At 68.4% G+C, this 23120-nt stretch carries 17 protein-coding genes and 3 tRNA genes; 17 read left to right on the top strand and 3 right to left on the bottom strand.

The genetic code is table 11. The features are described 5' to 3' along the window. The coding region (locus QMK28_RS22625; protein WP_326440859.1) for an amidohydrolase family protein at positions 1 to 1311 on the bottom strand (1311 nt) is incomplete at its 3' end. Between the two features lie 332 nt (positions 1312 to 1643). Between QMK28_RS22625 and QMK28_RS22620 the strand changes: the two genes are divergently transcribed. From QMK28_RS22620 to QMK28_RS22585, 8 genes are all read left to right on the top strand, one after another. After that, positions 1644 to 1716: transfer RNA gene (locus QMK28_RS22620), tRNA-Thr, on the top strand. 46 nt (positions 1717 to 1762) lie between these two features. Beyond that, positions 1763 to 1835, top strand: a tRNA-Met gene (locus QMK28_RS22615). Between the two features lie 85 nt (positions 1836 to 1920). Next, positions 1921 to 2085 (top strand): 50S ribosomal protein L33, encoded by a 165-nt coding sequence (gene rpmG, locus QMK28_RS22610; RefSeq protein ID WP_004571794.1) that lies wholly within the window; start codon positions 1921 to 1923, stop codon positions 2083 to 2085. Between the two features lie 192 nt (positions 2086 to 2277). After that, a complete protein-coding gene (locus QMK28_RS22605; RefSeq protein ID WP_326440857.1) occupies positions 2278 to 2730 on the top strand; it encodes a MaoC family dehydratase N-terminal domain-containing protein in 453 nt (150 codons plus the stop codon). Position 2731: 1 nt separating this feature from the next. After that, positions 2732 to 3166, top strand: coding sequence for a MaoC family dehydratase (locus tag QMK28_RS22600; protein ID WP_326440855.1), 435 nt, complete (start codon positions 2732 to 2734; stop codon positions 3164 to 3166). 166 nt (positions 3167 to 3332) lie between these two features. Continuing rightward, positions 3333 to 3890, top strand: coding sequence for a TetR/AcrR family transcriptional regulator (locus QMK28_RS22595; protein WP_326440853.1), 558 nt, complete (start codon positions 3333 to 3335; stop codon positions 3888 to 3890). 245 nt (positions 3891 to 4135) lie between these two features. Further along, a complete protein-coding gene (locus QMK28_RS22590) occupies positions 4136 to 5569 on the top strand; it encodes a DHA2 family efflux MFS transporter permease subunit (protein ID WP_326440851.1) in 1434 nt (477 codons plus the stop codon). Between the two features lie 297 nt (positions 5570 to 5866). Then, positions 5867 to 6922: a UDP-N-acetylmuramate dehydrogenase gene (locus QMK28_RS22585; protein ID WP_326440849.1), complete on the top strand. Its 1056-nt coding sequence runs from the start codon at positions 5867 to 5869 to the stop codon at positions 6920 to 6922. Positions 6923 to 6989: 67 nt separating this feature from the next. On the opposite strand, the gene QMK28_RS22580 is transcribed toward QMK28_RS22585, so the two are convergent. Both QMK28_RS22580 and QMK28_RS22575 read right to left on the bottom strand, forming a co-directional pair. Next, positions 6990 to 8117, bottom strand: coding sequence for an adenosine deaminase (locus QMK28_RS22580; RefSeq protein WP_326440847.1), 1128 nt, complete (start codon positions 8115 to 8117; stop codon positions 6990 to 6992). A gap of 223 nt (positions 8118 to 8340) precedes the next feature. Then, positions 8341 to 9579 carry a pyridoxal phosphate-dependent aminotransferase gene (locus QMK28_RS22575; protein ID WP_326440845.1) on the bottom strand — a complete coding sequence of 413 codons (1239 nt, stop codon included), beginning with the start codon at positions 9577 to 9579 and terminating at the stop codon, positions 8341 to 8343. A gap of 182 nt (positions 9580 to 9761) precedes the next feature. On the opposite strand from QMK28_RS22575, the gene QMK28_RS22570 reads away from it, so the two are divergent. The 9 genes from QMK28_RS22570 to QMK28_RS22530 all read left to right on the top strand — a co-directional run bounded on the left by QMK28_RS22570 (position 9762) and on the right by QMK28_RS22530 (position 22465). After that, positions 9762 to 9834, top strand: a tRNA-Trp gene (locus tag QMK28_RS22570). Between the two features lie 107 nt (positions 9835 to 9941). Continuing rightward, the gene (gene secE / locus QMK28_RS22565; protein ID WP_326440843.1) at positions 9942 to 10244 is read left to right on the top strand and encodes a preprotein translocase subunit SecE; all 303 of its coding nucleotides are present in this window, start codon (positions 9942 to 9944) and stop codon (positions 10242 to 10244) included. 76 nt (positions 10245 to 10320) lie between these two features. Further along, positions 10321 to 11346: a transcription termination/antitermination protein NusG gene (gene nusG, locus QMK28_RS22560; protein WP_326440841.1), complete on the top strand. Its 1026-nt coding sequence runs from the start codon at positions 10321 to 10323 to the stop codon at positions 11344 to 11346. 186 nt (positions 11347 to 11532) lie between these two features. After that, positions 11533 to 11970, top strand: coding sequence for a 50S ribosomal protein L11 (gene rplK / locus QMK28_RS22555; protein WP_326440839.1), 438 nt, complete (start codon positions 11533 to 11535; stop codon positions 11968 to 11970). A 76-nt stretch (positions 11971 to 12046) separates the two neighbouring features. Then, positions 12047 to 12763 carry a 50S ribosomal protein L1 gene (gene rplA / locus QMK28_RS22550; RefSeq protein ID WP_326440837.1) on the top strand — a complete coding sequence of 239 codons (717 nt, stop codon included), beginning with the start codon at positions 12047 to 12049 and terminating at the stop codon, positions 12761 to 12763. A 543-nt stretch (positions 12764 to 13306) separates the two neighbouring features. Further along, entirely contained in the window at positions 13307 to 13867 is a 561-nt protein-coding gene (rplJ, locus tag QMK28_RS22545) for a 50S ribosomal protein L10 (protein ID WP_326440835.1), read from the top strand. Positions 13868 to 13971: 104 nt separating this feature from the next. Then, a complete protein-coding gene (gene rplL, locus QMK28_RS22540) occupies positions 13972 to 14349 on the top strand; it encodes a 50S ribosomal protein L7/L12 (protein ID WP_326440832.1) in 378 nt (125 codons plus the stop codon). Between the two features lie 565 nt (positions 14350 to 14914). Beyond that, entirely contained in the window at positions 14915 to 18397 is a 3483-nt protein-coding gene (gene rpoB, locus QMK28_RS22535; RefSeq protein ID WP_326440830.1) for a DNA-directed RNA polymerase subunit beta, read from the top strand. 168 nt (positions 18398 to 18565) lie between these two features. Next, positions 18566 to 22465, top strand: a complete 3900-nt coding sequence (locus tag QMK28_RS22530; RefSeq protein ID WP_326440827.1) for a DNA-directed RNA polymerase subunit beta' — start codon at positions 18566 to 18568, stop codon at positions 22463 to 22465. Positions 22466 to 23120 lie beyond the last annotated feature (655 nt).

Genomic DNA, 23120 nt, shown 5'->3' with positions numbered 1-23120 from the left:
CCAGGGGCCCGTACCCCGCTGCCCGTCCCCCCGCGGCCTATGCCCCCGCGCCCCCGCCGTCCGCGACGACTGTCGCGGCAGAGCCGGCGGGACCGTCGCCGCCGACTCGCAGTACTCCCGCACCGCGCTCGTCCGCGACACCACCCGGCCGCGGTGCACCACGATCCGGCTGTACGGCAGCGACAGCACGCCCGCGATCCGCTCTCCGCGCACCGCGAGCAGCTCCGCCGGAAACCCGGCCTCCACCCGCACCTCGGGCAGCCCCAACGCCATCCGGGCACCGGTGCTCACCGCCTCGTACGCCTGCTCCGGGCCGGTCTCGCCGCGCGAGGCGAGCAGGAAGGCGGCCTCCAGGGGGTCGCCGCGGCCCACTGGGTTGGCCGCGTCGCGCAGCGCCCCGCTGCCCGCGGCGACCCGGACCCCCGCCGCGCGCAGCAGTCGCACCGGCGCGCACTGGGAGACACGCGCCCCCCGCTGCTCCAATGCGCCGCAATCGCCCTGCGGCAGGCACACGACCGTGATGCCCGCCGCGGCGAGCTGGTCCGCGGCCCTGGCCGCCGCGTCCCGTGGCAGCCGCGCCAGGCCCGCGCACGGACCCAGTACGACGCCCGGCCGCAGCCCGCCGGCCATGGCGGCGAGCCGGGCGAGCCGCGCCGGATCGTCGCCGTCCGTGTGCAGATCGACGGGGCAGCCGTGTTCGGCCGCGAGCTTCAGGACGGCCTCGGCGTAGCCCATCGGGTCGGGGTCGAGGTCGGGGCAGCCGCCGACCACCGCCGCGCCCATCTTCACCGCGTCCCGCAGCATCGCCAGCCCGTCCGCCCCGGCCACGCCGGTGAGCACCCGCGGCACCGCCACCGCCGTCACGTCGACCAGGCCGCGCAGCGCCCGCCGGGCCTGCAGCACGGCTTCGAGCGAGCGCAGTTCCTGCACGTCGCCGATCCGCACATGGCTGCGCAGCGCCGTCGCGCCGTGGCCGAGCTGGAGCAGGGCGGCTTCCGTGGTCCGGCGCTGGACGTCCTCGACGGCGTACGGGACGGGACCGTCGGCGTCGGCGGTCAGGGCCGTGTCGGAGTGCGCGTGCGGCTCTGCAGGGGCGGGCAGCAGCAGGTAGCCGTTGAGGTCCACGCGAGTGCCGGGGACGAGGCTGCCCGGCGTCCCGACGGCTTCGATGCGGCCCGCGCTGAGCCGTACGTCCACGATCCGGCCGTCGGCGAGCCGGGCGCCGGTGAGCACCAGGGCGGCGCTCCCACGGGCCGCCGCCGGGGCGCTCTCGTCGGGGTCGTTCGGCTGCTGCGCCTGGTGGTCGGGCATCGCGCTCCCCGGTGGGTGAAGGCGGTACACAGTGTTGCGAGACAAAGGATTGCGAGGCGTTGTGAAGCATGGCGAAACGGTGTGAAGCCATGTGAAGCCACGTTGAGTCATATGAAGCGGTGCTCAGTGGTGCGAAGCCGTACTCGGCGGGGAGGCCGGCGTGGTCAAGATCACGCAGTGCGTGCCGAGCCTAGGGGGCACTCCGGTCCGCTTCGCGGAGGATGCGCGGAGGGGCTGAATAGTCGTACCGGCGTGGTCTTTGGGACCGCTGTTGCCCAGGCCCGATACGGATTTCACCTTCGGCGGTCGACCGTGTAATGTCTTCCTCGCTCGCCCCAATAGCTCAGTCGGTAGAGCGTCTCCATGGTAAGGAGAAGGTCTGCGGTTCGATTCCGCATTGGGGCTCTGATGTGCAAGCGCTTCACCGTATGGTGGGGCGGGCACACATCTAAGCGGTGTAGCTCAGTCGGTAGAGCAAGCGGCTCATAATCGCTGTGTCACCGGTTCAAGTCCGGTCACCGCTACTGACAGTAGCCGATTGTGGGCTCGGTCCTTCGATCGGCTACTCTTTTATGCGTTCATCCGTCCCGTCCGTCAAGGAGCACTCACGTGGCTGCCACAGACGTCCGCCCGAAGATCACGCTGGCCTGCGTGGAGTGCAAGGAGCGGAACTACATCACCAAGAAGAACCGGCGTAACGACCCGGACCGTCTTGAGATGAAGAAGCACTGCCCGCGTTGCAACGCGCACACCGCGCACCGCGAAACGCGCTAAGTAGCTCCTACAGGCTTGTATTGCGAGGCCGTACCCGTTTTTCGGGTACGGCCTCGCGGCATGTGCCGGGCGTCCCGGTCACCCTGGGTTCCCGGCCCGGTCGGGTGCCGGGCTTCGACGGTTTCCGTCGTCGCCGGGTTCTCCCGGCGACTCCGGTATTACTGTCATCACGCTGCAGGAGGTAGCGAGCCCATGGCGCTCGACCAGTCCTTCGTCGGGCGGACTTACCCGCCCACCGCGCCGTACGAAGTGGGCCGGGAGAAGATCCGCGAGTTCGCCGAGGCCGTGGGCGACTCCAACCCGGTGTACACCGATCCCGAAGCCGCCAAGGCGCTCGGTCACCCCGATGTGATCGCCCCGCCGACCTTCGTCTTCTCGATCAGCTTCAAGGCGGCCGGCCAGGTCGTCGACGATCCGCAGCTCGGCCTGGACTACAGCCGGGTCGTGCACGGCGACCAGAAGTTCGCCTACTCCCGCCCCGTTCGCGCGGGCGACCGGCTCTCGGTCAGCACCACCATCGACTCGATCAAGTCCCTCGCGGGGAACGACGTCCTGACGGTCCGCGGCGAGGTGCACGACGAGCACGGCGAACACGTGGTGACCGCGCACACGATGCTGGTGGCCCGTGCCGCCGAAGGGGGCTGAGATGGCAGCGAAGATCCGCTACGACGATGTCGAGGTCGGCACCGAACTGCCCGCGCAGTCCTTCCCGGTGAGCCGCGCCGCGCTCGTGCGGTACGCGGGTGCCTCCGGCGACTTCAACCCGATCCACTGGAACGAGAAGTTCGCCAAGGAGGTCGGCCTCCCCGACGTCATCGCGCACGGCATGTTCACCATGGCCGAGGCGATCCGGGTGGTCACCGACTGGGCAGGCGATCCGGCAGCCGTCGTCGAGTACGGCGTGCGCTTCACCAAGCCCGTCGTGGTCCCGAACGACGGCGTGGGCGCGCTGATCGAGGTCAGCGCCAAGGTCGCCGCCAAGCTCGACGACGACGCCCGTACGGTCCGGGTGGACCTCGTCGCGATGAACGCCGGCCAGAAGGTGCTGGGCATGTCCCGCGCCGTGCTCCGGCTGGCCTGACGGCAAGGTCTGACGGCGTGGCCTGACGACAAGGTCTGACGGCATTGCCCGACGGCAGGGCGGGCCAGGCGCAGCGCGCCGAACCGTCCCGAGTCGCCCCCGGCTTTCGCGCCGGGGGCGATTTCGTCCTTGACTAGGGTAGTGATTGGCCACTAACTTAGCTTGCATGGCAAGGATGAGTGCAGAGGAGCGGCGCGAGAGCGTCATCCGCGCGGCGATCACCGAATTCGCCCGCGGCGGCTACAACGGAACGTCGACCGAGGCGATCGCTCGCCGGGTGGGCGTCTCGCAGCCGTATCTCTTCCGGCTCTTCCCCAGCAAGCAGGCGATCTTCCTCGCGGCCTCGGAGCGCTGCCTGCTGAAGACCCGCAAGGCCATGGCCGAGGAGTTGGAGGCGCGCCCGGAGGCGTCGCCGATGGAGGCCATGGCCGCTGCTTATATGCGCCTCATCGACGACCGCGACATGCTGCTGATGCAGATGCAGATGTACGTCGCCGTGGCTTCCGCCGAGGCCGCCGGGGACTCGGAGTTCGGCGCCGCGATCCGGGCCGGCTGGGCCGATCTCTGGGACCAGTCGAAGCTGGCCTTCGGCGGGGACGCCGCGGAGACCACCGACTTTCTGGCCTGCGGGATGCTGATCAACGTGCTGGTGGCGCTGGGCTTCCCGGAGGGCCATCGCGTCTGGTCGGGGCTCGACATGTCTGAGCTGCGGGTCCCCCGGTAGCGCGGGGTCGCCCGGTAGAGCGAAACGCGGTGATGAGCCGTGCACATTTCTGCCCGTAAGAGTTAGTCATCAATAACTAATCATCAGGGGGAGTCATGGAACAGGAACAGGGAGCAAGGCAAGAACGTCAGGCGGACCCAACAGACCAGACAGGCCGACCGGACCAGACGGACCAGGCAGCCCGGACCGGCCGGAAAGGACAGGCGCCCCCCGCCGAAGCCGCGCGGCCGTACCGCCGCAGCACCATGATCTGGGCGCTCATCATCACCAGCGGCGCGGGCTTCATGGCCGCGCTCGACAACCTGGTCGTCACCACCGCCCTGCCCTCGATCCGTGAGGACCTCGGCGGCGCCATCGAGGACCTCGAATGGACGGTGAACGCCTACACGCTCACCTTCGCCGTCCTCCTGATGTTCGGCGCCGCGCTCGGCGACCGCTTCGGCCGTCGCAAGCTGTTCGCCACCGGCCTGGTGATCTTCACCGGCGCCTCCGCCGCGGCGGCCCTCGCCCCCGGCATCGACGGGCTGATCGCCGCCCGAGCCGTCCAGGGCGCGGGAGCGGCGATCATGATGCCGCTCACCCTCACCCTGCTCACCGCGGCGGTCCCGGCCGCGCGGCGCGGCATGGCCTTCGGGATCTGGGGCGCGGTCAACGGCCTCGCCATCGCCTCGGGGCCGCTCATCGGCGGCGCGCTCACCGAGCATGTCTCCTGGGAGTGGATCTTCTGGCTGAATGTGCCGATCGGCCTGGTCCTGCTGCCGCTCGCCCTGCTCCGCCTTCAGGAGAGCCGGGGCGCCAACTCCCGGCTGGACCTGCCCGGCACCGCGCTCGCCAGCGCCGGCCTGTTCGGCATCGTCTACGCCCTGGTCCGCGGCAACGCCGAAGGCTGGACCAGCGCCCCCATCCTGACCTCGCTGCTCGTCGGAGCCGCCCTGCTGGTCGCCTTCGTGGCGTACGAACTCCGCAGCCCCGCCCCGATGCTGCCGATGCGGCTGTTCCGCAGCCGGGCCTTCACCGCGATCAACGTCGCGAGTCTGCTGATGTTCCTCGGCATGTTCGGGTCGATCTTCCTGATCAGCCAGTTCCTCCAGGGCGTCGGCGGCTACAGCCCGATGGAAGCGGGCGTGCGGATGCTGCCGTGGACCGCGATGCCGATGATCGTCGCGCCGATCGCCGGAGCGCTCTCCGACCGCATCGGCGGCCGGCTGATCGTCGCCGGGGGCCTCGCGCTCCAGGCGCTCGGGCTGGCCCTGTTCGCCCTCACCGTGTCTCCCGACGTCTCGTACGGGGATCAGATCCCGTCCCTGATCGTCAGCGGCGTCGGGATGGGGATGTACTTCGCCCCGTCCGCCAACCTGGTCATGAGCAGCGTCCGCACCGAGGAACAGGGCATCGCGTCCGGCGCGAACAACGCCCTGCGCGAGGTCGGCGGCGCGCTCGGCATCGCGATCCTCGCCTCCGTCTTCTCCGCCCGGGGCGGCTACGAGTCCGCCCGGCACTTCTCCGACGGCCTGACCCCGGCCCTGTGGGTCGGCGCGTCGGCGGTGGCCCTCGGCGCACTCGCCGCCCTGCTGATCCCGGGCGGGCAGCGCGCGACGCGGGTGCCTGGCGGGACTGTGGGCGGGGACCTGGGGATCTCGACCACGAAGTCCCCGGCGAAGACGCGGGTGTCTGCGTAGCGGCCGGTTGCCGCCCCTGGCCGAAGGCCGGCCCACAGGCCGCCCAGCCGCCGATCGAAGGCCCGAGCCCCTCCCGCCCTGGCGGGAGGGGCTCGGCGCGTAGCGGAGCGGGTGCGGGGGAGCTGGCCCACTGTCCAGGAGGGCGCAGCAGCGCGTACGGGGCCGCCCCCGCCCGGCGCGAGCGGGCGCAGCGGGTGGCCGGCCGCTCCCGCCCCGGCGCGGCACGCGGTGCGACCGCTACGGGGCCGCCCGCGCCCCGTGCCGCCCGCGCCCCGGCGCCCTCGTACGCTGGACCCCGTGCAGGAACTCCAGGAAGCCCCCCTCGCCCCGCTCACCACCTTCCGGCTCGGCGGCCCCGCGACCCGCCTCGTGACGGCGACCACTGACGACGAGGTGATCGAGGCGGTCCGCGCGGCGGACGACGGCGGGACCCCGCTGCTGATCATCGGCGGCGGCAGCAACCTCGTGATCAGCGACAAGGGCTTCGAGGGCACCGCCCTGCGCATCGCCACCCGCGGCTTCGACCTCACCGGCACGCGCCTCGAACTGGCCGCCGGAGAAGTGTGGACCGACGCCGTCGCCCGCACCGTCGACGCGGGTCTGGCCGGAATCGAGTGCCTCGCCGGTATCCCGGGCTCGGCCGGCGCGACCCCGATCCAGAACGTCGGGGCGTACGGCCAGGAGGTCTCCGCGACGATCACCGAGGTCATCGCCTACGACCGCCGGACCGGCGAGACCGTCACCATCCCCAACGCCGACTGTGGCTTCTCCTACCGGCACAGCCGGTTCAAGCAGGACCCCGACCGCTTCGTCGTGCTGCGGGTGCGCTTCGCGCTGGAGGACGCGGGCGGGCTGTCCGCCCCGCTCAAGTACCCGGAGACGGCCCGCGTCCTGGGCGTCCGGGCGGGTGAGCGGGTGCCGGCCGCCACCGCGCGGGACACCGTCCTCGCGCTGCGTGCGGGCAAGGGCATGGTGCTGGACCCGGACGACCACGACACCTGGTCGGCGGGCTCGTTCTTCACCAACCCGATCCTCACCCCGGCCGAGCACGAGGCGTTCCTCGCCCGCGCCCTGGACCGCCTCGGCCCGGACGTCACACCCCCCGGCTTCCCCACCGAGGACGGCCGGTTCAAGACGTCGGCGGCCTGGCTCATCGACAAGGCCGGCTTCACCAAGGGCTACGGGACAGGACCGGCCCGCATCTCCACCAAGCACACGCTCGCCCTCACCAACCGGGGCACGGCCACCACCGAGGACCTGCTGACACTGGCCCGGGAGGTCGTCACCGGCGTCCACGCGGCGTTCGGGGTGACCCTGGTGAATGAACCGGTGACGGTCGGCGTCAGCCTCTGAAACGCACCGCAGTCTCTGAGGACACCCGCGTCTGAGGACACGCCCGTGAGGCCTAGGCCGGGGAGGCCTAGGCCCCGCTGATCCCGCCGAGGCCGATCCCGCCGAGGCCCGTCCCACCGGCACCCGCCGCCCCGCCGCCCAGCCAGCCGTCGATGCCGCCGAGGAGCGTCTCCCGGATGCCCGTCGGCGCGGCCGACGCCCGTACCGACTGGCGGGCCAGCTCAGCCAACTCCTCGTCCGAGAAGCCGTGGTACTCGCGCACCAGCTCGTACTGCGCGGCCAGCCGGGCCCCGAACAGCAGCGGGTCGTCGGCCCCCAGCGCCATCGGCACGCCGGCGTCCCAGAGGGTCCGCAGCGGCACGTCCTCCGGCTTCTCGTACACGCCCAGGGCCACATTCGAGGACGGGCAGACCTCGCAGGTGACCCCCCGTGAGGCGAGCTTCGCCATCAGCCGGGGGTCCTCGGCGGCCCGTACGCCGTGGCCGATCCGGACCGCGTCCAGGTCGTCCAGGCAGTCCCGCACACTGCTCGGCCCCGCGAGCTCGCCGCCGTGCGGCGCGGCCAGCAGCCCGCCCTCCCGCGCGATGGCGAAGGCCCGGTCGAAGTCCCGTGCGAAGCCCCGGCGTTCGTCGTTGGAGAGCCCGAAGCCGACCACCCCCTGGTCGGCGTAGCGTACCGCGAGCCGGGCCAGCGTGCGGGCGTCGAGCGGGTGCTTCATCCGGTTCGCGGCGACCAGCACGGCCATCCCCACCCCGGTCTCCCTGGACGCCTCGCGCACCGCGTCGAGGATGATCTCCATGGTCGGGATCAGGCCACCGAGCCGGGGCGCGTACGAGGTCGGGTCGACCTGGATCTCCAGCCAGCCGGAACCGTCCCTGGCGTCCTCCTCGGCGGCTTCGCGCACCAGCCGCCGAATGTCCTCGGGGGAGCGCAGGCAGGACCGGGCGATGTCGTACAGCCGCTGGAAACGGAACCAGCCGCGCTCGTCGGTCGCCCGCAGCTTGGCCGGCTCGGCGCTGCTCAGCGCCTCGGGCAGGTGCACGCCGTACTTGTCGGCCAGCTCCAGCAGCGTGCTGGGCCGCATCGACCCGGTGAAGTGCAGATGCAGATGGGCCTTCGGCAGCAGGCGGACGTCACGAGGGGGCTGACGGGGGTGCGTGGGGTGCGGGGGGTGCTCACCGGAAGACTGCGACATCCCAAGATCTTGCCGTACCGGCCCGCCCCTTTGGTAGTCGGTTCCCTGAACGAGCGCCCGCCCGGATGCGGACCCGAATACAGATACGGGCCCCCGGCCGCAGCCGGGAGCCCGTATCGAACGCTGTGCGACGCGCTGAAGCACTCAGCGAAGCACTCAGCGATGCGCCGAAACGCTATGTGACGCTACGCAGCGCGATCGAACGCAGTGGAACCCGAAGACGTCACGCGCGAGCCTCGGCCAGCAGCTTCTGCAGCCGCGAGACGCCCTCGATCAGGTCCTCGTCGCCCAGCGCGTAGGAAAGCCGCAGGTAGCCGGGGGTGCCGAAGGCCTCGCCGGGGACGACCGCGACCTCGACCTCGTCCAGGATCAGCGCGGCCAGCTCCACGGAGTCGGCCGGACGCTTGCCGCGGAGCTCCTTGCCGAGCAGCCCCTTCACCGACGGGTACACGTAGAACGCGCCCTCCGGCTCCGGGCACTCGACGCCGTCGATCTCGTTCAGCATCCGCACGATCGTGCGCCGGCGGCGGTCGAAGGCCTCGCGCATCGTCGCGACCGCGTCCAGGTTGCCGGAGACGGCCGCCAGGGCCGCCACCTGGGCGACGTTGGACACATTCGAGGTCGCGTGCGACTGGAGGTTGGTCGCGGCCTTGACGACGTCCTTGGGGGCGATGAGCCAGCCCACCCGCCAGCCGGTCATCGCGTACGTCTTGGCGACGCCGTTGACCACGATGCACTTGTCGGCCAGCTCCGGCACGACCACGGGCAGCGAGGAGAACTCGGCGTCGCCGTAGACCAGGTGCTCGTAGATCTCGTCCGTCATCACCCAGAGGCCGTGCCCGGCGGCCCAGCGGCCGATCGCCTCGACCTGCTCGCGCGGGTAGACCGCGCCGGTCGGGTTCGACGGGGAGACGAAGAGGACGACCTTGGTCCGGTCCGTCCTGGCCGCTTCCAGTTGCTCCACGGAGACCAGGTAGCCGGTCGTCTCGTCGGCGACCACGTCGACCGGCACGCCGCCCGCGAGCCGGATCGACTCCGGGTAGGTGGTCCAGTACGGGGCCGGCACGATGACCTCGTCGCCCGGGTCCAGGATGGTGGCGAAGGCTTCGTAGATCGCCTGCTTGCCGCCGTTGGTCACCAGGATCTGGGAGGGCTCGACCGCGTAGCCGGAGTCGCGCAGCGTCTTCGCCGCGATGGCGGTCTTCAGCTCGGGGAGCCCGCCCGCCGGGGTGTAGCGGTGGTACTTCGGGTTGCGGCACGCTTCGGCGGCGGCGTCGACGATGTAGTCGGGCGTCGGGAAGTCGGGCTCGCCCGCACCGAAGCCGATCACCGGACGCCCGGCGGCCTTGAGTGCCTTCGCCTTGGCGTCGACGGCGAGCGTCGCGGACTCGGAGATCGCACCGATGCGAGCCGAGACACGACGGTCGGTGGGGGACTGGACGGGAGGAGTGGCAGCGGTCATGCCTGCATCGTCGCAGACCACCAACAGGCCCTGCACGGGGGTTTGACACAGCGCGCGACTGTGACCCGTTCGACGCCCGGCCACGGAACACGTACACTCATGCGTCGTTGGCCCTCTTCGGCGGTGCCGTCCATGTGCACTCGGTGCAGCTGGACGGATGCGGTACGTTGGGGGAACCACAAAGGGTCGTAGCTCAATTGGTAGAGCACTGGTCTCCAAAACCAGCGGTTGGGGGTTCAAGTCCCTCCGGCCCTGCTACACGTGTCTTTCACCGGATGCGTGCATGCGTAGGTAGTGAAATGAACCGCCGTGCGGCTCAACCGGGCGCGGCACGGACACGACCCGGATTCAGGTGAGGACGAGTGACGGACGCCCTGGGCTCCATCGACATGCCTGAGAGCGGTCGTCCCGCGAACGAGACCTCGGATTCCGATTCCGAGAAGAAGCCTCGCCGCGGTGGCAAGCGTGGAAAGAAGGGGCCTTTCGGGCGCCTCGGTCTTTTCTACCGCCAGATTGTCGCGGAGCTGCGTAAGGTCGTATGGCCTACGCGTAACCAACTTTCGACGTACACCTCTGTGGTGATCGTCTTCGTAGTCATCATGATCGGGCTCGTGACCGTGATTGACTATGGATTCGGCCAAGTCGTCAAGTACGTCTTCGGCTGATGGTACGGAGGGCGCCCTCAGGGTGCCCCTTCGCGCGTTCCACCCATTGAAGTGAAGCCAGGAAGAAGCAGCCACCGTGTCTGACCCGAACCTGAACGACGCCGTTGAGCCCGTCGAGGCGGCACAGCCCGACGATGGCGAGACAGCCTCGGCAGAGGTAGCGGGCGATGACACCGCGCAGAACATCGTCGATGACGCCGACGGCGCTGATGCTGCCGAGGGCCTCGACGAGCCCGCCACCGAGGACGCCGCCGCAGGCGAGCCCGCCGAAGAGGCCGCGGTCAACGTCGAGGGTGACGTGATCGAGGTCGATGTCGATGAGGACGCCGCCGCCGCGCCGGACGACGCGACCGCGACCGCCACGGACGACGAGCCCGCCGCCGAAGCGACCGCCGACGCCGTCTCCGACGAGGCCGATGAGGCTTCCGAGGGCGAAGACGGCGAAGCGGCCGACGACGACACCGCCGAGGAGCCGCCGGAGGCAGTCGACCCCGTCGTCGCGCTCCGCGAGGAACTCCGCGCCCTGCCCGGCGAGTGGTACGTCATCCACACCTACGCGGGTTACGAGAACCGCGTGAAGACCAACCTCGAACAGCGTGCCGTCTCGCTGAACGTCGAGGACTTCATCTTCGCTGCCGAGGTTCCGCAGGAAGAAGTCGTCCAGATCAAGAACGGCGACCGCCGCACCGTCCGGCAGAACAAGCTCCCCGGCTACGTGCTGGTGCGCATGGACCTGACGAACGAGTCGTGGGGCGTCGTCCGCAACACCCCCGGCGTCACCGGCTTCGTGGGCAACGCCTACGACCCGTACCCGCTGACCCTGGACGAGATCGTCAAGATGCTCGCCCCCGAGGCCGAGGAGGCCGCGGCCAAGGCGGCGGCAGCCGAGTCCGGCGAGCCGCTCAAGGGCCGCAAGGTCGAGGTCCAGGTGCTGGACTTCGAGGTCGGCGACTCGGTCACCGTCACCGACGGCCCGTTCGCGACGCTGCAGGCGACGATCAACGAGATCAACGCCGACTCGAAGAAGGTCAAGGGTCTCGTCGAGATCTTCGGCCGCGAGACTCCGGTCGAGCTCTCCTTCGAGCAGATCCAGAAGAACTGATCGACTTCATACTTCCGACCAGGTCAGATGGGCTTTCGCTGGGGGTACCTCCCGCTTGCGGGGGACTCGTCTGACCTGCTCGGTTTCAGGCCTCACCGCGGTACCGGTTATCGTGGTGCGGTATGCCGCCATCCGGATGACCGGAATCAGGCGGCGAACCACTCTCACTAGGACCCGGAGAGAGCAATGCCTCCCAAGAAGAAGAAGAAGGTCACGGGGCTGATCAAGCTCCAGATCAACGCCGGCGCCGCCAACCCGGCTCCGCCGGTAGGTCCCGCGCTGGGCCAGCACGGCGTCAACATCATGGAGTTCTGCAAGGCCTACAACGTCGCGACCGAGTCGCAGCGTGGCATGGTCGTGCCGGTGGAGATCACGGTCTACGAAGACCGTTCCTTCACGTTCGTCACCAAGACGCCGCCGGCCGCGAAGCTGATCCTCAAGGCCGCGGGTGTGGAAAAGGGCTCTGGCGAGCCGCACACCACCAAGGTCGCGAAGATCACCCGTGACCAGGTCCGTGACATCGCCACGACCAAGATGCCTGACCTGAACGCCAACGACCTGGACGCCGCCGAGAAGATCATCGCCGGCACCGCCCGTTCCATGGGTGTCACGGTCGAGGGCTGACAGCCACCTCGCAGTTCCTGTGGGAGGACCACGCGCTGGTCCGCACCACAACTCCCGTCAACACTGAGGAGAAGCAGTGAAGCGCAGCAAGAACCTCCGCGCTGCGGACGCCAAGATCGAGGCGGAGCGCCTGTACGCCCCGCTCGAGGCCGTCCGTATCGCCAAGGGCACCTCCACCACCAAGTTCGACTCGACCGTCGAGGTCGCCATGCGTCTGGGTGTCGACCCGCGCAAGGCCGACCAGATGGTCCGCGGCACCGTGAACCTCCCGCACGGCACCGGTAAGACCGCCCGGGTCCTGGTCTTCGCGACCGGTGACCGCGCAGCGGCCGCGGAAGCCGCGGGCGCCGACATCGTCGGCTCCGACGAACTGATCGAAGAGGTCGCCAAGGGCCGCCTGGACTTCGACGCCGTCGTCGCCACCCCGGACCTCATGGGCAAGGTCGGCCGCCTGGGCCGCGTGCTCGGTCCGCGTGGTCTGATGCCGAACCCGAAGACCGGCACCGTGACGCCGGACGTGGTCAAGGCCGTGACCGAGATCAAGGGCGGAAAGATCGAGTTCCGCGTCGACAAGCACTCGAACCTGCACTTCATCATCGGCAAGTCGTCGTTCGATGAGACGCAGCTGGTCGAGAACTACGGCGCGGCGCTGGACGAGATCCTTCGTCTGAAGCCGTCCGCCTCGAAGGGTCGCTACATCAAGCACGCGACCCTCTCCACCACGATGGGCCCCGGCATCCAGCTGGACGCCAACCGCACCCGCAACCTCCTCGTCGAGGACGAAGCCATCTGAATCGCGTGATTCAGGCGGCCCGCGCGTTTGCGTGAGCAGCTCCACGGCGGGCCCCGCACTTCTTCGGAAGCGCGGGGCCCGCCGTGTTTGCGTCGGGGGCGGTACGAGACGCCTGACGGCAGCGGGCAGCAGCCGGCAGCCGGTACGAGAAGCCGGCGTCGGGGCGCGGGCGGCCCGGCTGAAAGGGTTTCCCGCGCGCGGCCCCGCGCGGCCTCCCAGGCGCGCCCCAGGCGGCGATTTGCCTGCTCGCCGCCCGCTCGCGTACGCTGCTCAGGTAGCCAAAGACCGCTGGTCGTTACCGTTTGCCTTTCGGGGTTTTCGGTGGCCGAAGGAACCGCTTATCGCGGGCGGCCCAGTGCAGGTGAATGTGGTTGACACTCCCGTGGGGCTCCTGAGCCCGGACGGTCGAGTCACGCCCCGTGCACCCGCACCGGGGCGTTTCGTTTTTGCAGCATTCTTCCTTGTGCCCGATTCGGGCGGTCCGGCGAACATGACTGATCGCGAGATCAGTCGAGGACCATCACCCGGAAGGAGGCCGAGCTTATGGCACGGTCCGACAAGGCTGCCGCGGTTGCCGAGCTGACGGACAAGTTCCGCAACTCCACAGCCGCTGTGCTGACCGAGTACCGGGGTCTCACCGTGACGCAGCTCAAGGAGCTGCGTCGTTCCCTCGGTGAGGACGCCCAGTACTCCGTGGTGAAGAACACGCTGACCAAGATCGCGGCCAACGAGGCCGGGATCACCTCGCTCGACGACCTGTTCACAGGTCCGACGGCGGTTGCCTTCGTCTCCGGTGACCCGGTGACGTCTGCGAAGGGTCTGCGCGACTTCGCCAAGGACAACCCCAACCTCATCATCAAGGGCGGTGTCCTTGACGGTAAGGCACTGTCCGCCGATGAGTTCAAGAAGCTTGCGGACGTCGAGCCCCGTGAGGTGCTGCTCGCCAAGCTGGCCGGCGGCATGAAGGCATCCATGGTCAAGGCCGCGGCTACCTTCCAGGCTCCGCTTACGAAGTTCGTCCGCACCGCGGACGCGCTTCGCAGCAAGAACGAGCAGGGCGGTGCCGGTACTCCGGCTCCCGTCGAGGCCGAGACCGCCGAGTAGTCAGGCACCCGCCTGAGTCACTCGCGGCCCACGGTCGCAGCGGGCCTGTACGCCCGCCGTAATGAACCCCCGGCACCAGCCGAATTAGTGGAAGGACCGCCAACATGGCGAAGCTCAGCAACAACGAGCTGCTCGACGTTTTCGGTGAGATGACCCTTATCGAGCTCTCCGAGTTCGTGAAGGCATTCGAAGAGAAGTTCGACGTCGAGGCTGCCGCCCCGGTCGCCGCGGCCGGCCCCGCCGCCGCTGCCGCCGAGGCCGTCGAGGAGCAGGACGAGTTCGACGTCATCCTCACCGGCGCCGGCGAGAAGAAGATCCAGGTCATCAAGGTCGTGCGTGAGCTCACCTCGCTGGGTCTGAAGGAAGCCAAGGACCTCGTGGACGGCGCTCCGAAGCCGGTCCTCGAGAAGGTCGCGAAGGACGTCGCGGAGAAGGCCAAGGAGTCCCTCGCGGGCGCCGGCGCCTCCGTCGAGGTCAAGTAGTCCCTCTCGCGCCCTCCGGGGCGCGTGGAGAGCCTGCGGCTCATCCAACTCAAGGGCGGTCACCCATCCGGGTGACCGCCCTTGGGCGTTCCAGGAGCGGTTGCCTTGCCTCGTCGGCCCTGCCGGGTATGGTGATCTTCGTTGCCCGCCACAGCCCCCCGTGACGATCTCGGTCGGGGCCGGGGGGCCTTGACGAACGGCACGCGGCGCGCAATTCTCAGGACGCGTCGTCACACGGATCCGCGGCCCGAGGCATGGATCCGGGGCGAAGCGGGAAGCCTTGCGGCGAGCGGTCGCAAGCGTTGGAGAAACAACGAGGGGGAGACTCCTCCCGGAGGGAGAGATTGGCACTGCCGGTCTCCGAAACCCTGCTCTGGACATCAGTGTGCCTAGTGGCTACACTGACCCTTTGCGCTGCCTGTTAGCTGCCTCCTGCCCGTCACCAGGGGCATGCCCGCACTTGAGCACTGCTGAATGAAAGTCCCTGATCCGGGATTTCCACCTGCGCGCTCGAAACGGGACCGGTACGCGCGTAGTGAGTCCGAGCCCTCGGAAGGACCCCCTCTTGGCCGCCTCGCGCAACGCCTCGACTGCCAATACGAACAACAGCGCAAGCACATCCCCGCTGCGCATCTCTTTTGCGAAGATCAAGGAGCCCCTCGAGGTTCCGAACCTCCTGGCGCTGCAGACCGAGAGCTTCGATTGGCTGCTCGGCAATGCTGCCTGGAAGGCTCGCGTAGAGGCCGCGTTGGAAAGTGGTCAGGACGTCCCCAGGAAGTCCGGTCTGGAGGAGATCTTCGAGGAGATCTCTCCGATCGAGGACTTCTCCGGGTCGATGTCACTGACCTTCCGCGACCACCGCTTCGAGCCGCCCAAGAACTCCATTGACGAGTGCAAGGACCGCGACTTCACGTACGCGGCTCCGCTCTTCGTCACTGCTGAGTTCACCAACAACGAGACCGGCGAGATCAAGTCCCAGACGGTCTTCATGGGCGATTTCCCGCTCATGACGAACAAGGGCACCTTCTGCATCAACGGCACCGAGCGTGTCGTCGTCTCGCAGCTGGTCCGCTCGCCGGGCGTCTACTTCGACAGCTCCATCGACAAGACGTCCGACAAGGACATCTTCTCGGCCAAGGTCATCCCGTCCCGCGGTGCCTGGCTGGAGCTCGAGATCGACAAGCGCGACATGGTCGGTGTCCGCATCGACCGCAAGCGCAAGCAGTCCGTCACCGTTCTCCTCAAGGCTCTCGGGTGGACCACCGAGCAGATCATCGAGGAGTTCGGCGAGTACGAGTCCATGCGCGCCACCCTGGAAAAGGACCACACCCAGGGCCAGGACGACGCGCTGCTCGACATCTACCGCAAGCTGCGTCCGGGCGAGCCGCCGACGCGTGAGGCCGCGCAGACGCTGCTCGAGAACCTCTACTTCAACCCGAAGCGCTACGACCTCGCCAAGGTCGGCCGCTACAAGGTGAACAAGAAGCTCGGCGGCGACCAGCCGCTCGACGCCGGGGTGCTCACCACCGACGACGTGCTCGCGACCATCAAGTACCTGGTCAAGCTGCACGCCGGAGAGACCGAGACGGTCGCTGACAGCGGCCGGTCGATCGTCGTCGAGACCGACGACATCGACCACTTCGGCAACCGTCGTCTGCGCAACGTCGGCGAGCTCATCCAGAACCAGGTGCGCACCGGCCTGGCCCGGATGGAGCGCGTCGTCCGCGAGCGGATGACGACCCAGGACGTCGAGGCGATCACGCCGCAGACCCTGATCAACATCCGGCCTGTCGTCGCCTCCATCAAGGAGTTCTTCGGCACCAGCCAGCTGTCCCAGTTCATGGACCAGACCAACCCGCTGTCGGGTCTGACCCACAAGCGCCGCCTGTCGGCGCTCGGCCCGGGTGGTCTTTCGCGTGAGCGGGCCGGCCTGGACGTCCGTGACGTGCACCCGTCGCACTACGGCCGCATGTGCCCGATCGAGACCCCGGAAGGCCCGAACATCGGCCTGATCGGCTCGCTCGCGTCGTACGGCCGGGTGAACGTCTTCGGCTTCATCGAGACCCCGTACCGCAAGGTCATCGACGGCCAGGTCACCGAGGAGGTGGACTACCTCACAGCCGATGAGGAGGACCGCTACCTCATCGCCCAGGCGAACGCGGCCCTGAACGACGAGAACACCTTCACCGAGGGCCGAGTGCTCGTGCGTCGCCGTGGTGGCGAGGTCGACCTCATCCCCGGTGGCGAGGTCGACTACATGGACGTCTCGCCGCGCCAGATGGTGTCGGCGGCGACGGCCATGATCCCCTTCCTCGAGCACGACGACGCCAACCGCGCGCTCATGGGATCCAACATGATGCGCCAGGCGGTGCCGCTCATCAAGAGCGAGGCCCCGCTGGTCGGCACCGGCATGGAGTACCGCTGCGCGGTCGACGCCGGCGACGTCATCACGGCCGAGAAGGACGGTGTGGTCCAGGAGGTTTCCGCGGACTACATCACGGTCGCCAACGACGACGGCACCTACACCACGTACCGCGTGGCCAAGTTCAACCGCTCCAACCAGGGCACGTCCTTCAACCAGAAGGTCGTGGTCGACGACGGCGAGCGCGTCATCGCAGGCCAGGTCCTCGCCGACGGTCCTTCGACCGAAGAGGGCGAAATGGCCCTCGGCAAGAACCTCCTCGTGGCGTTCATGCCGTGGGAAGGCCACAACTACGAAGACGCGATCATCCTGTCGCAGCGTCTCGTGCAGGACGACGTCCTCTCCTCGATTCACATCGAGGAGCACGAGGTCGACGCCCGTGACACGAAGCTCGGCCCGGAGGAGATCACCCGGGACATCCCGAACGTCTCCGAGGAGGTCCTGGCGGACCTCGACGAGCGCGGCATCATCCGTATCGGTGCCGAGGTCGTGGCCGGCGACATCCTGGTCGGAAAGGTCACGCCCAAGGGCGAGACCGAGCTGACCCCGGAGGAGCGCCTGCTCCGTGCGATCTTCGGTGAGAAGGCGCGCGAGGTGCGCGACACCTCGCTGAAGGTTCCGCACGGCGAGATCGGCAAGGTCATCGGCGTCCGCGTCTTCGACCGTGAAGAGGGCGACGAGCTGCCGCCGGGCGTGAACCAGCTGGTCCGCGTCTACGTGGCCCAGAAGCGCAAGATCACCGATGGTGACAAGCTCGCCGGCCGTCACGGCAACAAGGGCGTCATCTCGAAGATCCTGCCCATCGAGGACATGCCGTTCCTTGAGGACGGCACCGCGGTCGACATCATCCTCAACCCGCTGGGCGTCCCGTCCCGGATGAACCCGGGACAGGTCCTGGAGATCCACCTGGGCTGGCTCGCCTCCCAGGGCTGGAAGATCGATGGCGACACCGACTGGATGAAGCGCCTGAAGACCATCGGCGCGGACGACGTCGCAGCCGGCACCAACGTCGCGACTCCGGTCTTCGACGGTGCCCGCGAGGACGAGATCACCGGACTCTTCGAGTCCACGATCCCGAACCGCGACGGCGACCGCATGGTCAAGGGCGACGGCAAGGCGCTGATGTACGACGGCCGCTCCGGCGAGCCGTTCCCGGAGCCGGTCTCGGTCGGCTACATGTACATCCTCAAGCTGCACCACCTGGTGGACGACAAGCTGCACGCTCGTTCCACCGGCCCGTACTCGATGATCACCCAGCAGCCGCTGGGTGGTAAGGCTCAGTTCGGTGGACAGCGCTTCGGTGAGATGGAGGTGTGGGCGCTGGAGGCTTATGGCGCCGCGTACGCACTCCAGGAGCTGCTGACCATCAAGTCCGACGACGTGACCGGCCGCGTGAAGGTCTACGAGGCCATCGTCAAGGGCGAGAACATCCCCGAGCCCGGCATTCCTGAGTCCTTCAAGGTGCTCATCAAGGAAATGCAGTCGCTCTGCCTCAACGTGGAGGTGCTGTCCTCGGACGGCATGTCCATCGAGATGCGAGACACCGATGAGGACGTCTTCCGTGCAGCGGAAGAGCTCGGAATCGACCTGTCCCGGCGTGAGCCGAGCAGCGTCGAAGAGGTCTGACGGGTTGGCCGGGGCGCCGTAAAGGCTCCCCGGCCTCTCTCCCCGGACCCCTCCCTCCTGGCCCGCCTTCGGCGAGGAGGGTCCCTGCTCCGGCCCTAGAGCCGGAGTGCAAGGGAACCGTCAGACCATTGTTTTAGACTCGACCCCCGAAAGAGGGATTGACGACAAGTGCTCGACGTCAACTTCTTCGACGAGCTGCGGATCGGCCTCGCCACCGCGGACGACATCCGGACCTGGTCGCACGGCGAAGTGAAGAAGCCGGAGACCATCAACTACCGCACGCTCAAGCCCGAAAAGGACGGACTCTTCTGCGAGAAGATCTTCGGTCCTACCCGGGACTGGGAGTGCTACTGCGGCAAGTACAAGCGTGTCCGCTTCAAGGGCATCATCTGTGAGCGCTGCGGCGTCGAGGTGACTCGCGCCAAGGTGCGCCGTGAGCGGATGGGCCACATCGAGCTCGCCGCTCCGGTGACCCACATCTGGTACTTCAAGGGAGTTCCCTCCCGCCTCGGCTACCTGCTCGACCTGGCGCCGAAGGACCTCGAAAAGGTCATCTACTTCGCCGCCTACATGATCACGTGGGTGGACGAGGAGCGCCGTACGCGCGACCTGCCCTCGCTGGAGGCTCATGTCTCCGTCGAGCGTCAGCAGATCGAGCAGCGGCGTGACTCCGACCTCGAGGCCCGTGCCAAGAAGCTCGAGGGCGACCTCGCCGAGCTGGAGGCCGAGGGCGCCAAGGCCGACGTGCGCCGCAAGGTGCGCGAAGGCGCCGAGCGTGAGATGAAGCAGTTGCGCGACCGCGCACAGCGCTCCATCGACCGTCTCGACGAGGTCTGGGCCCGCTTCAAGAACCTCAAGGTCCAGGACCTGGAGGGCGACGAGCTGCTCTACCGCGAGCTGCGCGACCGCTTCGGCACCTACTTCATGGGCGCCATGGGCGCGGCCGCTCTGCAGAAGCGCCTGGAGTCGTTCGACCTGGCCCAGGAGGCCGAGCGCCTGCGCGAGATCATTCGCACCGGCAAGGGCCAGAAGAAGACCCGGTCGCTCAAGCGGCTCAAGGTCGTCTCCGCGTTCCTGCAGACCCGTAACAGCCCGACCGGCATGGTCCTGGACTGCGTCCCGGTCATCCCGCCGGACCTGCGTCCGATGGTGCAGCTGGACGGTGGCCGCTTCGCGACCTCCGACCTGAACGACCTGTACCGCCGCGTGATCAACCGCAACAACCGCCTCAAGCGTCTCCTTGACCTCGGTGCTCCCGAGATCATCGTGAACAACGAGAAGCGGATGCTGCAGGAGGCCGTCGACGCACTGTTCGACAACGGCCGCCGTGGTCGCCCGGTCACCGGACCCGGCAACCGCCCGCTGAAGTCCCTGAGCGACATGCTCAAGGGCAAGCAGGGCCGTTTCCGTCAGAACCTGCTCGGCAAGCGCGTCGACTACTCGGCCCGTTCGGTCATCGTCGTCGGCCCGCAGCTCAAGCTGCACCAGTGCGGTCTGCCGAAGGCCATGGCGCTGGAGCTCTTCAAGCCGTTCGTGATGAAGCGCCTGGTGGACCTGAACCACGCGCAGAACATCAAGTCGGCCAAGCGCATGGTCGAGCGCGGCCGCACCGTGGTCTACGACGTCCTCGAAGAGGTCATCGCGGAGCACCCGGTGCTGCTGAACCGTGCGCCGACCCTGCACCGCCTGGGCATCCAGGCCTTCGAGCCGCAGCTGGTCGAGGGCAAGGCCATCCAGATCCACCCGCTCGTCTGCACCGCGTTCAACGCGGACTTCGACGGCGACCAGATGGCAGTCCACCTGCCGCTTTCGGCGGAGGCGCAGGCCGAGGCCCGCATCCTGATGCTGTCCTCGAACAACATCCTGAAGCCGGCGGACGGCCGGCCGGTCACCATGCCGACCCAGGACATGGTGCTGGGCCTGTTCTTCCTCACGACGGATGAGGCGGAGCGCAAGGTCATCGGTGTGGGCCGGGCGTTCGGCTCGACCGCCGAGGCGATCATGGCGTTCGACGCCAAGGGGCTCTCGCTCCAGGCGAAGGTCGACATCCGCTTCCCGATCGGCACCGTTCCGCCGCGCGGCTGGGTTCCCCCGGTCGTCGCCGAGGGCGACCCGGAGTGGCAGCAGGGCGACAGCTTCCGCCAGCGGACGACCCTGGGCCGCGCGCTCTTCAATGAGCTGCTGCCCGAGGACTACCCGTTCGTCGACTACTCGGTGGGCAAGAAGCAGCTCTCCGAGATCGTCAACGACCTGGCCGAGCGCTACCCGAAGGTCATCGTGGCGGCGACGCTCGACAACCTGAAGGCGGCGGGCTTCCACTGGGCGACCCGTTCGGGCGTCACCGTGGCCGTCTCCGACATCGTCGTGCCCGAGGCCAAGAAGGCCATCGTCAAGGGCTACGAGGACCAGGACGAGAAGGTCCAGAAGCAGTACGAGCGCGGTCTGATCACCAAGGACGAGCGCACGCAGGAGCTCATCAACATCTGGACCAAGGCGACCAACGAGGTCTCCGAGGCGATGAACGCGAACTTCCCGAAGACGAACCCCATCTTCATGATGGTCGACTCCGGTGCTCGCGGAAACATGATGCAGATGCGTCAGATCGCGGGTATGCGTGGTCTGGTGTCGAACGCGAAGAACGAGACCATCCCGCGACCCATCAAGGCGTCGTTCCGTGAAGGTCTCACCGTGCTGGAGTACTTCATCTCCACCCACGGCGCCCGTAAGGGCCTCGCGGACACCGCGCTGCGTACCGCCGACTCGGGTTACCTCACCCGTCGTCTGGTGGACGTCTCGCAGGACGTGATCATCCGCGAGCTCGACTGCGGCACTGAGCGCGGCCTGAAGCTGGCCATCGCCACGAAGGACGCCTCCGGCGTGCTTCGTAAGACGGACAACGTCGAGAGCAGCGTCTACGCGCGCATGCTCGCCGAGGACGTCGTCATCGACGGCAAGGTCATCGCGCCCGCCAACGTCGACATGGGCGATGTCCTCATCGACCAGCTCGTCCGGCACGGCGTCGAGGCGGTCAAGACCCGCTCGGTGCTCACCTGCGAGTCCTCCGTCGGCACCTGCGCCTACTGCTACGGGCGTTCGCTGGCCACCGGCAAGCTGGTCGACATCGGTGAGGCCGTCGGCATCATCGCGGCCCAGTCGATCGGTGAGCCCGGCACCCAGCTCACGATGCGTACCTTCCACACCGGTGGTGTGGCGGGTGACGACATCACGCTGGGTCTGCCGCGTGTGGTCGAGCTCTTCGAGGCCCGTACCCCCAAGGGTGTGGCCCCGATCAGCGAGGCGGCCGGCCGGATCCGCATCGAGGAGACCGAGAAGACCAAGAAGCTCGTCGTCACCCCGGACGACGGTTCCGAGGAGACCGCCTTCGGCGTCTCCAAGCGGACCCGTCTGCTGGTGGGCGAGGGCGACCACGTCGAGGTCGGCCAGTCGCTGACCGTGGGCGCCATCAACCCGCACGACGTGCTGCGGATCCTCGGCCAGCGTGCCGTGCAGATCCACCTGGTCGGCGAAGTCCAGAAGGTCTACAACAACCAGGGCGTGGCGATCCACGACAAGCACATCGAGATCATCATCCGGCAGATGCTCCGCCGCGTGACGATCATCGAGTCCGGCGACGCTGAGTTGCTGCCGGGCGAGCTCGTCGAGCGTGGTCGCTTCGAGGGCGAGAACCGTCGTGTGGTCCAGGAAGGCGGCCACCCGGCCTCCGGCCGTCCGCAGCTGATGGGTATCACCAAGGCGTCGCTGGCCACCGAGTCGTGGCTGTCGGCGGCGTCCTTCCAGGAGACGACCAGGGTCCTGACCGACGCGGCGATCAACGCCAAGTCTGACTCCCTGATCGGCCTCAAGGAGAACGTCATCATCGGCAAGCTCATCCCGGCGGGTACGGGTCTCTCCCGCTACCGCAACATCCGGGTGGAGCCGACCGAAGAGGCGAAGGCAGCGATGTACTCGGCCGTCGGTTACGACGACATCGACTACTCGCCCTTCGGGACGGGCTCCGGTCAGGCTGTTCCGCTGGAGGACTACGACTACGGTCCGTACAACCAGTGAGCTGAACAACCAGTGAGCTGACCGCTCGCGAAGCCGCAGGGCGGCCACCCCTCATCGGGGGTGGCCGCCCTGCGGCGTTTCCGGGCTCCGCGTTTCCGGGCTCCGCGTTTCCGGGCTCCGCGTTTCCGGGCCCCGCGTTTTCCGGGCTCCGGCGGGGCAGGCCGCGGGAGTGCCCGCGGAAGCACGCCCAGCGCTCTCGTAAGAGCCGCGAGGGCGCGCGACGCCCGGCGGGGAGGCCGGCGGCGGCGCACGGCGGGACGCGGAGTTCTGCGGTCGGGTCGCCGGCCGGGCAGCGGCCGGCCCGCCCGCGCGGCGGCCCGCACCCCCTCTGGAGTGCGATGATCAGTACTTGCTCAGCAGTCGCTCAGCAGTTGATCAGCGCTTGAACAGCACTGAGCGCCCGCTCGGGGAGCGGTGCTTCCTTCCGTAGGGACGCTGTGCCAACTACGGTGGGCAGAGCGTCGCGAAGTCCGGCGTGTCCTTCGCATGTGCATTTGTTTTGACCGCGGCTGATGCGGTAGGTACGCTCTGACCTTGTGCCTGGGGTGTCCCTGGGCTCCTGCGTGTGTTTGATGACCGCACGGGGGCCCGGCCGACCGACAAACGGTCCGAGACATCGAACTCTGCGCCTTCCCGCTCAGGCGGAGTCTGCAGC

This window comes from Streptomyces sp. H27-D2, from assembly GCF_035828615.1.
In the GTDB taxonomy this organism is placed as follows: Bacteria; Actinomycetota; Actinomycetes; order Streptomycetales; family Streptomycetaceae; genus Streptomyces.
The sequence above is the reverse complement of the archived record's forward strand: the minus strand, read 5'-3'. Positions and strand labels throughout refer to the sequence as shown.

Excerpts from the sequence above, each read along its gene's own strand:
- QMK28_RS22575 (WP_326440845.1), bottom strand. The coding sequence starts at position 9,579 with ATGACCGCTGCCACTCCTCCCGTCCAGTCCCCCACCGACCGTCGTGTC.
- QMK28_RS22605 (WP_326440857.1), top strand. The coding sequence starts at position 2,278 with ATGGCGCTCGACCAGTCCTTCGTCGGGCGGACTTACCCGCCCACCGCG.
- QMK28_RS22600 (WP_326440855.1), top strand. The coding sequence starts at position 2,732 with ATGGCAGCGAAGATCCGCTACGACGATGTCGAGGTCGGCACCGAACTG.
- QMK28_RS22595 (WP_326440853.1), top strand. The coding sequence starts at position 3,333 with ATGGCAAGGATGAGTGCAGAGGAGCGGCGCGAGAGCGTCATCCGCGCG.
- rplK (WP_326440839.1), top strand. The coding sequence starts at position 11,533 with ATGCCTCCCAAGAAGAAGAAGAAGGTCACGGGGCTGATCAAGCTCCAG.
- QMK28_RS22590 (WP_326440851.1), top strand. The coding sequence starts at position 4,136 with ATGATCTGGGCGCTCATCATCACCAGCGGCGCGGGCTTCATGGCCGCG.
- rplJ (WP_326440835.1), top strand. The coding sequence starts at position 13,307 with ATGGCACGGTCCGACAAGGCTGCCGCGGTTGCCGAGCTGACGGACAAG.
- rplL (WP_326440832.1), top strand. The coding sequence starts at position 13,972 with ATGGCGAAGCTCAGCAACAACGAGCTGCTCGACGTTTTCGGTGAGATG.
- QMK28_RS22580 (WP_326440847.1), bottom strand. The coding sequence starts at position 8,117 with ATGTCGCAGTCTTCCGGTGAGCACCCCCCGCACCCCACGCACCCCCGT.